Genomic DNA, 11,814 nt, shown 5'->3' with positions numbered 1-11,814 from the left:
ATGGATTTATCACCCGTTTAGTAAATTTTATTGCTTTTTTTGAACGATCCAAATCAGCAGTCATCTATTATTAGCAAGGTCAATTAGTAAAAGGGCGAACCTATGTTCAAGGCCTATGAATTCTGTGAACACCATTTCAATAATAGCCTCTTCTCTCTATTATATAGCTTTAAGTCGTTTCTCTTTCAGAAAATACAACCGTTAAACTTTAATTTACACAGGATCATAAGATGCCAGCAATTGCTGCCTTATATGTTTAGCACTTTCTTCAAATATGTTTTTTAATTCAATATTCATTCGAAGATACTCTGTTCGCTTGGCTTCAAAACTATCTTCAGCAATATTATATGCATTAAGAATAATACGCTTTTCAGCAACATCTTCCTCCGACAAGTAAGATTCAGCCAACCTTGATATTTCGATAATTAACGAATTTAATTCTTCATAAACTTTGTTTAAAGCAATTACAATAATATTACTATCCTCCACTAATACAATATTATCAAAATAGACATTTTGATAATCATCAGATGAAAATTGAATATCAATAACTTTAGCATTTATTACATTTGCAATATTTTCCTGAATTTGAAATTCAGTATCTGTCACATTTTTACTTAAATCTAAATTACTGTAATAATTATGTGCCCAGTTCAATTTACTAATATGCAGATTCCAACGACCTACCGTCTTTTCAGCTACCTCTATTTTCCTGGTTAAGTAAATTTTCTGTAGAGCTAATAGATGTTCATCCCTTTTTTGCTGAGCATCTATCCTTTTTGAAACAAGTGTTACACACGAAGTGATTAAAACAACTACCAACGAACTAGCAAATGATAGAATTGCAATCCAGATCGTGATGTTATCCATTATTGATTTTTTAATAAAAATTTTAATACAAGTGCTTTCTTTAGCTTACATCCAAGAAAGGCCCCGTCTAAGCTTCGAGAATCAGGTACGGGGGCCTGTTTGTGTAGCTAAGAAACATTGCAGGAGACTAATGTAATGATTCCTTTTAGAGTGCACAAAAGAAAGCATCTGAGAGACCTCTCCTAATAGAGTGGACTTTCTTACTCAGATTGATTAGCAGGCCAACAGAGAGGAGATATGAGTTTGTAGAAGCCTATACTATTGGAGTTGATGGACTGCAAAGCCTTTCGCAATCACATAGCTTGGTCCAATAGACAGAAGAGAATACTGATTAGGATTTGGCTCAGAGAAGGTCTTAGTAGCTAGTCTATGCTTCTCACATGCTGCAAGTACCCTATTAGCTATTGAGGGAGGAACTGAACTGAGAAGCATTCCTTTGCCCTGTATCAGCACCTCTTTAATAGTCCCCTTCCCTATCGTGTAATCTATTGAGAGTGATTTGAAATCAAGGTTGGCGTAAGCACTCTGTGTATCTACCCATTTTTGAGGACTGCTAGCAATAGCCTGCTGAAGCTCTATATACAGCGCCTCTGGATCATTGGGAGGAGAGTTAATATAGATTGTTGTCTTATCCTCATTGTAATGGTCAAGCAGAGGATGATGGGTGTAATAGGTTAATGCCCCTCCCCTACCTGGCTTAAGGATAGCTTCTGCTTTCTCTCGGAAGTCAACCCTGATCTTACCTCCTTCAACCTCCAAGATCATGTATGTAGTTTGAGCAACAGAGATAGTAGCTGTTGAATATCTATCTATTAGATCAAGGAGCATTATGGAGAGTAGTATTAAGGCTTAGAAAGCTGAAACTACTAGTAATCTATATCAACCTAAATCATCCTCCCTTATGTTCTGTCATTTTCGTATATTACACAGAAGCTTCGCTAATAAGTGCAATTTCAGGAACCACCACTAAAGTCGCTTCCTTAGCAGGCTTAAATTAGCCCAGCAGGCTAAAATTGATACACAGCAGCTTTTCACCTTCAGAAACCCTCTCCATTAGCTGGAAATAGCCTTTTCTTGTTGCGCTGACATTTCTCCCCGCAGTACTTCACCTCATCCCAGCAGCTGCGCCACTTCTTGCGGTACTCGAAGGGCCGGCCGCAGGTCAGGCAGGTTTTGCTGGGCAGGTTGCCTTTGATGAGTTTGGTGGGCAGGGAAGAAGCGCGGGGCATAGTGAAGCAGAGGTTAGCGCACGGTGCCGGGTGCGGGCATGGTGGCGGGCGCCGAGGATGTTTCGCTGGTCTGCCGGGCTATTTTCAGCGGCACCCCCAGGCTGTGCAGCATCCCGCTGATAAGCGCCTGCTGCCAGATGGCAAATACCGACAGGCGCCCGTCGCGGCTCGACTGAATGGTGCCCACTTTCAGCTCCTGGCCAGGCCGGCGCGGGTTGTTGTTGCGAATCAGCAGCCCATCCACCAGCTTCGACTTAGCCTTCACCAGCACCTTCTTCAGGCCCCGGTCCCTATGCTCGGTGAGGAGCTTCAGATGCAGGTCGGAGTAGCGGGCCCACATCTGCCCCTCTACGCCCCGCTGGTCGGCGGTGAAGGCAAACCGCACCTGTTCCACCGTGCCGCTCCGAAACCGGGCCGAGCGGCCCGGCACCGTAATCGGGTTCAGAATGCTGAACGGAGCCCGGCCAAAGGAGCCCGTCACGGTATGGCGTCCGTCGGCCCGGAGCAGCGGCACCCGGATGGTGGCCCGCACGAAACTACGCTGCTGAAACCAGGCGGAGGCCCGGGCCTCCGCTACCGGCGCCATGCGCACCCGGGCGGGGTCGTTGCTGATATTATCGAAGGTACCCGTAAGCCCGGTGATGCTGACGTGGCCCAGCTGCGGGCTGCGCGGGGAGCGGTACGCAAACCAGATATTGCCCCCGGTGATGCGCAGGCGGCGCAAATCAAAGCGCCCGGGCAGGCGGCGCAGCTGCTCCGGCGTCACCAATGAGCGGTTGGGGTTAAGGGGGTAGCGCCCGTCTCCGGCCACGCGCATTATGGGGCGCGTCAGAGTCAGCTCCTGGGCGCGCCAGTAGCCGCTGCGGGTTAGCCGGCCCCAGTCGATGCCAGTGGCCTGCAGCCGGGGCGCCCAAACGCGGATGTGCGAAATCTGGTGTCGCTTGCGCTGGCTTAGCTCCCGCAGCGGCATAGTGGGCGTCAGAAAAAGGGTACTGAGCTTCAGGCTGCGGGTCACGGTAGATAAGGCCAGCTGCTGGTAGCTCAGGCGGTAGAAAGGCGCATCAAACAGTACCGAGCCCGGCCCGGTGCGTACCTCCCAGCTGCGGGCATACAGGATTCGGTCGGGGGCAGCGGCGGCAGCTTTGTCGATACGCAGTTGCTGGCCCAGGATGCGTACCTGCCGGGCCTGCGGTGCCCTCTCCAGCCCCCCTATCCGCACTTGCCCCCCGTCCACGGCAAAAGCCGAGAGCTGAAAGCGGGGAAAAACGTCGGCCAGCACCTCATACACGGGCGGCGGGGGCACCGCGGGCAGGGTGAGGGCCAGCGTGGGGCGCTGCAGCCGCAGGGTGTCGGCCCGAAACGTGCCCTGGCTGAGCGGCCGGGCCCGCAGGCCGGTAAGTGTGCCCGTGGGCAGCACCAGCGAAACCCGCACGCCCGGCGTGCGGCGGGCGCTGACCGGCACCAGCGGCTGCACACCCAGCGAATCGAGCCGAAGCTGACCGGTACGGGTGGAAAACGTGAGCCTGCCCAGCCGCAGCTGGTGCGCCAGGCCCGACGCCCGGGCCTGAGCGGCCTGCAGCTGCCAGGCAGCGGCGTAGGCCACGCGCTGGGTATCGAGGGCGCCGGCCGCGCTTAGCAGCACATCCTGCCCGATAACCCGGGCCTGCCCGATGGCCACCGAGTCCTGCCTATTGCGGCGGTAGATGGCCCGGGCATCCTGCACGGCCAGGTGCGCAATGCGCAAGCCATCCTGGGGCAGGCGCTGGTGCAGGGGTCTAGGATCGGGGGAGGGCAGCAGGTGGCCCCGCAGGCGCAGGTGGGGAGCTTGCAGCACGATGCTGTCGATGGGCACTACGCGGCGGCGTACCAAATCCCAGAGGCCAATGCCCGCCACGCGCAGGCGGGCCGCAGCGAGCTGCACGGCCAGCGAATCGGATGCCAATAGCTGCCGGCTGGGGCGCAGGCGGATGTCGTGCAGGGTGAGGGTGCGGCGCCAGAGGCTGGTGTGCAGTGCCCCGAGCTGCAGCTGGTAGCGCCCGTGGGTGCGCCGGGCTACCTGCTGCTCGGCCTGGCGGCGCAGCCAGGGGTCGAGCAGAAAGTGAACCGCCAGGGCCAGGCCAGCCAGCAGCAGCAGGAAGCCACCCACCCACCACGGCCAGCGCGGCCGGCGGCCGGCCGGTGGCTCCAGTGAGGGCGCAACGGTAGCAGGAACGGATAAGGACACAGCAGCGGAAAAAGCGGCGACAAACGAAGGCTGAACGTGAAGGCCGGCAAATAGTTGAGCTGCGACGGGCCCACCCGCAAATCGGACGACCCTACTGGCGGGAGTAGCGTAGAACCCCTACTTTTACCTGCTACCACACCTTGCGTACCGTACTCTATGGCTGAACTCGACGCGTTGGGACCGGCGGTGCTGATCAGCATCCGCCACGCCTTCACCAGCTACAAAGCCCTGGCCGACCGTGCCCTGGCTCAACTCTCGCCCACCGACTGGCTGGCGGTGCCCGGCCCCGAAAGCAACAGCGTAGCGGTGCTGGTGCAGCACATGGTGGGCAACCTCCGCTCCCGCTTTACCGATTTCTGGATCACTGACGGGGAAAAGCCCACCCGCCGCCGCGACCAGGAGTTTGAGCAGCCCGCCACGGCCGAGCCCACCGTGCTCCTGGCCGAATGGGAAGCTGCCTGGCAGATTCTGTTCGACCTGCTGGACGCTATGCAGCCCGCCGATTTGCTGCGGCCCGTGACAATTCGGGGGGAGGTCTACACGGCGCTGGGGGCTTTGCAGCGGCAGGTGGCGCACTACGCCGCGCACGTGGGCCAAGTGGTGGTGCTGGCCAAGCTCTGGCGCGGCCCGCAGTGGCAAACGCTCAGCATCCCGCGCGGGCAGAGCCACCAGTTCAACCAGCAAATGCAGCTGGCGGCCGGCCGCTAAGCCCGCCGTTTCTTTCTGGCGCTTCGCCGCCCTTCTTTCGCTTCCGTCTCTGCTCCTTCCGATGTCCAAAATGCCTTTATCTTGCAGCCAACCCTCCCAGGCGGCTGCTGAGACTAGCTGCGTATCTTCCTCTATGCTCGCCATCACCTCCATTCTGAACCCGCAGAGCGCCGCCCGCATCAATGGCATCATCAAGAGCCTGGAGGCGGAGTTCGGGCTCGACGACGTGCAGGCCACGCCCGACCCGCACATCACCTACCAGCTGGCAGGAGTACGCAAGCTCTCGTCGCTGAAGGCGGTGCTGCAGGAGGTGGCGCGCACTACGGCGCCGTTTGCGGCCTTCACGACCGGGCTGGGCGTGTTTCCGGGACCTAACCCGGTTATCTACATCCCGGTGCTGCGCTCCGATGGCCTCAACCAGCTGCATCGGCGTATTCTGCGCACCACCGCGCCACTGTGTTTGCGCACCGATAAGTTCAGCGGGCCCGACTGCTGGCTGCCGCATATTTCCCTGGCCTTGCACGACACCACGCCCGATTTGCTGGGGCCGGTGCTGCAGTACCTCAACCAGCAAACCTTCAACCTCAAGCTCAGCATCAACAACCTGGCGATTCTGCGGCAGGAAGACGAAAAGTTTGTGCCGGAGAAGATATTTCCGTTTGAGGGCCACAAGCACGAGGCCGCGCCTACCCTGTTTGCGGCCTCCGGCGCGGCGGCGCGTTAGGGCTTGCAGCCGCTTGGCTTGTAATCTGGCTTTGCGCCCCGACCTTTACCGCTTCTACTTCACCTCTTTTTCCGCGCTATGTACTCAACCGTACTGCTGTTACACTCCTGGACGCGCTGGCTCGTCCTCATCTTCGGGCTGATAGCCTTGTTCCGCGCCCTGAGTGGCTGGCAGGGCCGCAAGCCCTACGTTGGTGCCGACAATGGCATGGGCGCCGCCTTTGTGGGCTCTATGCATCTGCAGCTGCTGCTGGGCATCATTCTGTACTTCATCAGCCCCTGGGGTGCCAAGGCGTTTGAAACGGCCGGCAGCGCCGTGATGAAAGACCCCACCGGCCGCTTTTTTGCCGTGGAGCACCTGGTAGGCATGCTGCTGGCCGTAGTAGCCGCACAGGTAGGCCGCACGCTCTCCAAAAAAGCCACCGACCCGGAGCTCAAGCACAAAAAGGCGTTTATATGGTTTGCTGTGGCCCTGCTGCTGGTGCTGCTCATGATTCCGTGGGGCATCTGGAACCCGGCCCGGCCCTTGTTTCACACGTAATTCGGCGTATTATTGACGTACAGGATTCCGGTGGCGGCATATCAGGACTGCCACCGGAATTTTCTGGTTTTTACGCAGTTAAATTCCGGCCAGACTACCACACCTTTCTATTAGGTGCCGCGTACAAGCCTGTAGCTTCCGCCTAACCTCCCGCCCGCTCCTATTGCCGCTTGCCCTATGAAGTCGCCCACGTCTTCGCCCCGCTTCTCTCCTATTGAGTTCAAACAGCACGTGCTCACGCGCCTGCAGCAGCTGGCGGCCCGGCAAGGAGCTCAGGCGTATGCGCCGCTGCTAATGGAGCTGCGCAAAAACGCTTCGGAGCTGCAGCCCATCAGCCGGTAGTAAATTGCCCGCTTTCCCCTGATGATACCAGCCGGTCTTACTGACCGGCTATTTTTTTGCCTAGCGTGCCAGGGCATTCTGTATTTTTAGGCCGGTTCATTTTCCGTAGGCCTTTGCTATGCACGCTACTTCTGCCTCCAGCCCGGCTACGGCTGCCCTCATCGAGCCCGCGCCGCACGCCTGCCTGAACTGCGGCACCACCCTGCACGACGAGTTCTGCGCCCACTGCGGGCAGGCAGCCAGCACGCACCGGCGCATTACCCTGGGCCACTGGCTGCACGACATTCCGCACAGCATCTGGCACGTGGATAAGGGGCTGCCCTACACCCTGCAGCAGATGCTGCGCCGACCGGGTCCTACGTTGCAGCGGTACTTGGCGGGGCAACGGGCGCCGTTTTTCCGGCCGCTTTCCTACCTGCTCATTATTACCGGGCTTATCACGTTTCTGTACGTGGTGCTGCACCTGCGGCCCTACAATACCCACGACCCTTCCATTCCGGCTGCGCTACGGATAGCACAGGAGCGCTTCATTGGGTTCTTCTCGAAATACATCAACTGGTTTGCGGTGGCCCTGTTGCCCCTCACCTCGGCGGTAGTGCGTCTGTTTCTGCGGCGCGGCGGTTTTAACTACGCCGAGTCCATCACGGTAGCTACGTTCGTGACGGGCACCTCCCACTTTCTGACCTTGCTGGTACTGCCGGTGCTGTATTTGCTGAATGGCACCCGCAGCGGGCAGATGCTGATGATGAGCGTGACATTTCTTACGCTGGCTTACCAAAGCTGGGCCTACGGCAGCTTGTTGCAAGGCACCGGGCTGTCGGCAGTGGGGCGCTACCTGCGCGGCTGGGCAGCGGCTATGGGTGGCTACCTCATCACGCTGACTATAGCTACGTTCATCATGATCATGCTCAACCGGGAGCAGATCCAGGCCTTCATCAAGCACAAAACCCAGCATTCCGCGCAGCCGGTCATCCCTCGGTAGCCTGATAGTTTTTATAAAAAACGCCCGTACGAAATCCGTACGGGCGTTTTGTTTGGTGGCTAGTTGCCTTCTGGTGAAGCTACACGAATATGCCCCCGGAGCCCTCAATGCGCTGGGCATTGATCCAGCGGGCATCCTCGGTGCAGAGGAAGGCTACGATGGGGCCGATATCGTCGGGCAGGCCCACGCGGCCCAGGGCCGTAGCGGCGGCCAGGTGCTGGTTCAACTCCTCGTTGTCGCGTACGCGGCCCCCGCCAAAGTCGGTGGCAATAGGACCGGGCGCTACCACGTTGGCGGCAATACCGCGGCTGCCCAGCTCCCTGGCCTGGTAGCGCGTGAGCACCTCGATTGCGCCCTTCATGCTGGCGTAGGTGGAAGAGCCGGGGTTGGCAAACCGCGCCAGCCCGGAGGAGATGTTGATGATGCGGCCGCCGTGGTTGATAAGAGGTAGTGCTTTCTGGGTGAGGAAGAAGGGGCCTTTGAGGTGGATGTTCATCATCTCATCAAACTGCGCCTCCGTGGTGTCGGCAAAGGGCGCGTACAGGGCCGTGCCGGCGTTGTTGATGAGAAAGTCGAACTTCTCGGCCCCGAAGGTGGTGCGCAACGTGTGCTGCACCTGCGCCAGAAAGCCGTCGAAAGAGGCTACGTTGGTGGCATCCAGCGGCAGCGCGGCGGCCTGGCCTCCCTGCTCCTCAATTTCGGCCACTACCTGGTCGGCGTCGGCCTGCTGGCTGTGGTAGGTCAGCAGAACGCCGATGCCTTTCTGGGCCAGGTGCAGGGCCATGTTTTTGCCCAGGCCCCGGCTGCCGCCGGTTACCAGCGCTATTTTGCGAGTGCTCATAAAAACGAAGTAGGTTAAATACTCCGCAAAGGTCTGGCCCCGGCTGCGTCGCGCTCTGGTGAGTAGTTCAGTTTAACTGGTGACAGCTTCCGTTTTTTCAGGAGCAAGCTGCGCCAGTAGCGCCTCCTCCCGGTACTGGCGGGGCGTAGTGCCCACGAAGCGCTTGAAGAACTTGGTGAAATTGGATGGGTCGTAGGTGAGGCGGGCGGCCACCGTGGCTATGCTCTGGTGCGGGTCCCGGAGCAGCTCTTTCGATACTTCCACCAGCTTGCGCTCATAAATGGCGCAGGGTGCCTCGCCGGTGGTGAGCTTGAGCGTGTTGCTCAGGTGGGTGGGATGAATGCACAGCTGGCTGGCAAAGTCCCGGATTTCCAGCGCTTCCGTAGCCCGTCCGGTGGCCAGGTCGTCCACGTGGGCGTACACGAGGCGGGTGAAGTCGGCCGTGATTTCGTGCTGGCGGGCCAGGAGCTTTTTGGGGATGGGCGTAGGCATAAGCGGTTTTTTTGCGTTTGTCAACTCTAAGCCAAGCAGAAGGTTGGACTCGTTTTAACTATTAGCCCGATGTAGAGACGCATACTTGCGTCTCGTCGTTGAACTACACAGGCCGCGCGGCGCCAACCATTGTCGTTCAACGACGAGACGCAAGTATGCGTCTCTACAGTACTCTACCAAGACAAACAGCCTCCGATCCAAAACAAAAGCCTGCCCTTACAGCGCGGAAGGGCAGGCTTTGTAAGAAAATCGGGGTTGTCTAGCGTACGCGCACCACCAGCTCTACGCGGCGGTTTTCCTTGCGGCCGGCGGCGGTGGCGTTGGTGGCGGCAGGCTGCTGCTCGCCGAAACTCTCGGTGCTGATTTTGGCGGCGGGCATCTTGCCGGTGTCCACGAGGTAGCTCTTCACGGCGTTGGCGCGCTGCTGGGCCAGGTCTTTATTGTAGCTGGCGTCGCCACGCGAGTCGGCAAAGCCCATTACGCGCACATCCTTGTCGGCATGGCGCTGGCCAATGGAGCCAACAACTTCCTGCAGGGTAGCGGCGGCCGAGGGCTTAATGGTGGCCTTGTCGGTGTCGAAGAGCACGGTTTCATCCACGGAGTACACCTGGTAATCCTCGTTGCCGCGCACGGTCACGCCCTTGGTTTTGATTTCGGGGAAAGTGGTATCGGTGAGCTTGGCCGAGGCAATGTCGAAGGCATTTTCCGCGCCGTTGGCGGCATCATCGGCCACGTCGCCGGCAGTTTTACCGTCGCGGTACACCACGGCGGTATCGGCAGTAGCTTCCTGAGGCTCGTCTTTGGCGGCGGGCTTGTTGAGACTGTCGCAGCTGGCCAGCGTGAGGGCCGAGAGGGTGAGCAGGGAGAGAAAAGGAGTTTTCATGGGTCTGTGGGAAAGGTTGGGGCGTTCTTACGACGAGCTTGCCGGAAGGTTCGTCTCCGGCATGGGCTGGCAGAGGGTTTTGCGGCGCCTTTCGTACTCTTTTTGCCCGATATATAGGCCGATTGCATATTTCCCGCGGCTTTTCCCGTAGTTGGTACTTCTCTTCTTACCCGCCTTGCCCCTGCTGCCGTTGCGAACAGTTCTTCTCCTTCTTTGCCTGGTCCTGCTTTCCACCGCCGCCCTGGCCCAGCGCGCCCGTCGGGTGGTGGCCAAGCGCGGCGACGTCGTCCAGACCCTACTGCGCCGCCACGGCCTGCGTTCTGCTGAGCACGTGCGCCAGTTCCGGCAGCTGAACAAAGCCCGGCTGGGCTCCAAGGGGCTCGTTGCCGGCCGCGCCTACGTGTTGCCCCCGGTGGGCCGCCCCGCCCGCAACGTCTCCAAAACCAAAACGGCCCCGCCAGTAGCCGCCAAAACCGCCCCCGTGACGCGGGCCGCGCTGTTTGGCCCGGCCTATGCCGGGGTGCGGGCGCGCGACCAGGCCCTGCGTGGGGCCGTGTACTACCTTTCCTCCGGGCACGGCGGCCCCGACCCCGGCGCCATCGGGCAGTACGGCACCTACAAGCTGGCCGAAGATGAGTACGCCTACGACGTGACGGTGCGCTTGGCCCGCGTGCTGCTGGAACACGGGGCCACGGTGTACGTGATGGTGCAGGACCCTAACGACGGCATCCGCGACCAGGCCGTGCTGGCCACCGACTACGACGAGGTGCAGCACCCCAACCGCCGCATTCCGCTCAGCCAGGTGCAGCGCCTGCGCCAGCGCATTGCCGAGGTAAACCGCCTGCACAGCCGCCACGGCCGAAGCTACCAGCGCCTGCTGGCCTTGCACGTGGACAGCCGCAGCGTGGGCCAGAACATCGACGTGTTTTTCTACCACCACCCCAACAACGCCCTGGGTTTGCGCCTGGCCAAGAACATCCATAAGGTGTTCACCGCCCGCTATAAGCGCGCCCAGCCCAACCGGCCCTACTCCGGCAACGTGTCGGAGCGCGGCACGCTCTACGAGGTGCGCAACAGCCACGCTCCGGCGGTTTTTATGGAGCTGGGCAACATCCGCAACCAGAAAGACCAGCGCCGCTTTGTGGTGCCCGACAACCGCCAGGCCCTGGCCAACTGGATTTGTGAGGGCCTGATTGCCGACTACGCCGGGCGGCGCTAACGTCAATTTCTACGCTGTATTGCTATGCGGGCTTATATCAACCAGGACTCCACCGGAGAGTGGGCCAGTACCAACTGCTTTGCCGCGGCCGACGGATTCCGGCAGATGGGCTGGGAAATCGTGCCCTTTCACCACTTTGCCGAACTACCCCACGACGACCCGGCCGACATCGTGGTAAGCCACATCGACCACGTGGAGGATACGCTGCGCGCCCTGGGACGGCCAGTGCCCCCGGCGGTTGACTACCCGTCGCAGCTGCAGCCGTTTCTGGGGCGGCGCATGTGGCAGTCAACCATCAATGCCGTGGCGGCCGACCCGGCCCAGTGGCCGGTGTTTGTGAAGCCCCTGCTGGCCCGCAAAAAGTTTACCGGCGTGCTGGTGCGCCACTTCCGCGACCTGGCCGGCTGCGGCGACCAGGCCGAAAACACGCCCGTGTGGTGCGCCGAGCCAGTGCGCTTCGTGGCTGAGTGGCGCTGCTTTGTGCGGTACGGGGAAGTGCTGGCGGCCCAGCCCTACCGCGGCGACTGGCGCGCCCATTTCGACCCCGCCGTGGTAGAAGCCGCCGTGGCGGCCTACATCCCGGCCCCGCATGCCTACGCCCTTGATGTTGGGCTGACCTCCACCGGTGCTACGCTGGTTATCGAGGTAAATGAGGGCTACGCCATTGGCAGCTACGGCCTGCCGCCCCTGCGCTATGCCAAGTTTCTGAGTGCCCGCTGGGCCGAGCTGACGGGCACCCCGGACGCGTGTAATTTCTAGC

General features: G+C 59.4%; 14 protein-coding genes. 7 read left to right on the top strand and 7 right to left on the bottom strand.

Features of this window, described 5'->3' with window-relative positions:
• Positions 1-213: 213 nt before the first annotated feature.
• The 4 genes from LRS06_RS16120 to LRS06_RS16105 form a co-directional block, all read right to left on the bottom strand.
• Complete coding sequence (locus tag LRS06_RS16120; protein ID WP_257872414.1) at positions 214-870, bottom strand: hypothetical protein; 657 nt, start codon at positions 868-870, stop codon at positions 214-216.
• Between the two features lie 258 nt (positions 871-1,128).
• Positions 1,129-1,698, bottom strand: a complete 570-nt coding sequence (locus LRS06_RS16115) for a hypothetical protein (RefSeq protein WP_257872413.1) — start codon at positions 1,696-1,698, stop codon at positions 1,129-1,131.
• A 209-nt stretch (positions 1,699-1,907) separates the two neighbouring features.
• Positions 1,908-2,099, bottom strand: a complete 192-nt coding sequence (locus tag LRS06_RS16110) for a DUF2256 domain-containing protein (RefSeq protein ID WP_257872412.1) — start codon at positions 2,097-2,099, stop codon at positions 1,908-1,910.
• 13 nt (positions 2,100-2,112) lie between these two features.
• Positions 2,113-4,323, bottom strand: a complete 2,211-nt coding sequence (locus LRS06_RS16105; RefSeq protein ID WP_257872411.1) for a hypothetical protein — start codon at positions 4,321-4,323, stop codon at positions 2,113-2,115.
• Positions 4,324-4,479: 156 nt separating this feature from the next.
• Between LRS06_RS16105 and LRS06_RS16100 the strand changes: the two genes are divergently transcribed.
• The 5 genes from LRS06_RS16100 to LRS06_RS16080 all read left to right on the top strand — a co-directional run bounded on the left by LRS06_RS16100 (position 4,480) and on the right by LRS06_RS16080 (position 7,619).
• Positions 4,480-5,031, top strand: a complete 552-nt coding sequence (locus LRS06_RS16100; protein WP_257872410.1) for a DUF1572 domain-containing protein — start codon at positions 4,480-4,482, stop codon at positions 5,029-5,031.
• A gap of 133 nt (positions 5,032-5,164) precedes the next feature.
• The gene (locus tag LRS06_RS16095; protein ID WP_257872409.1) at positions 5,165-5,755 is read left to right on the top strand and encodes a 2'-5' RNA ligase family protein; all 591 of its coding nucleotides are present in this window, start codon (positions 5,165-5,167) and stop codon (positions 5,753-5,755) included.
• A gap of 78 nt (positions 5,756-5,833) precedes the next feature.
• Complete coding sequence (locus LRS06_RS16090; RefSeq protein WP_257872408.1) at positions 5,834-6,295, top strand: hypothetical protein; 462 nt, start codon at positions 5,834-5,836, stop codon at positions 6,293-6,295.
• A 177-nt stretch (positions 6,296-6,472) separates the two neighbouring features.
• Positions 6,473-6,637, top strand: a complete 165-nt coding sequence (locus tag LRS06_RS16085; protein WP_257872407.1) for a hypothetical protein — start codon at positions 6,473-6,475, stop codon at positions 6,635-6,637.
• Between the two features lie 118 nt (positions 6,638-6,755).
• Positions 6,756-7,619, top strand: a complete 864-nt coding sequence (locus LRS06_RS16080; RefSeq protein ID WP_257872406.1) for a DUF3667 domain-containing protein — start codon at positions 6,756-6,758, stop codon at positions 7,617-7,619.
• Between the two features lie 79 nt (positions 7,620-7,698).
• Here the strand turns inward: LRS06_RS16080 and LRS06_RS16075 are convergent, their stop codons facing one another.
• The 3 genes from LRS06_RS16075 to LRS06_RS16065 form a co-directional block, all read right to left on the bottom strand.
• Positions 7,699-8,460 carry an SDR family NAD(P)-dependent oxidoreductase gene (locus LRS06_RS16075; RefSeq protein ID WP_257872405.1) on the bottom strand — a complete coding sequence of 254 codons (762 nt, stop codon included), beginning with the start codon at positions 8,458-8,460 and terminating at the stop codon, positions 7,699-7,701.
• A 72-nt stretch (positions 8,461-8,532) separates the two neighbouring features.
• The gene (locus LRS06_RS16070; protein WP_257872404.1) at positions 8,533-8,952 is read right to left on the bottom strand and encodes an AraC family transcriptional regulator; all 420 of its coding nucleotides are present in this window, start codon (positions 8,950-8,952) and stop codon (positions 8,533-8,535) included.
• A gap of 259 nt (positions 8,953-9,211) precedes the next feature.
• Entirely contained in the window at positions 9,212-9,835 is a 624-nt protein-coding gene (locus LRS06_RS16065) for an OmpA family protein (RefSeq protein ID WP_257872403.1), read from the bottom strand.
• Between the two features lie 190 nt (positions 9,836-10,025).
• On the opposite strand from LRS06_RS16065, the gene LRS06_RS16060 reads away from it, so the two are divergent.
• Positions 10,026-11,054 (top strand): N-acetylmuramoyl-L-alanine amidase, encoded by a 1,029-nt coding sequence (locus LRS06_RS16060; RefSeq protein ID WP_257872402.1) that lies wholly within the window; start codon positions 10,026-10,028, stop codon positions 11,052-11,054.
• 24 nt (positions 11,055-11,078) lie between these two features.
• Positions 11,079-11,813: an ATP-grasp domain-containing protein gene (locus LRS06_RS16055; protein ID WP_257872401.1), complete on the top strand. Its 735-nt coding sequence runs from the start codon at positions 11,079-11,081 to the stop codon at positions 11,811-11,813.
• The last annotated feature ends 1 nt before the right edge of the window (position 11,814 follow it).

This window comes from Hymenobacter sp. J193, assembly GCF_024700075.1.
Classification (GTDB): Bacteria; Bacteroidota; Bacteroidia; order Cytophagales; family Hymenobacteraceae; genus Hymenobacter.
The sequence above is the reverse complement of the archived record's forward strand: the minus strand, read 5'-3'. Positions and strand labels throughout refer to the sequence as shown.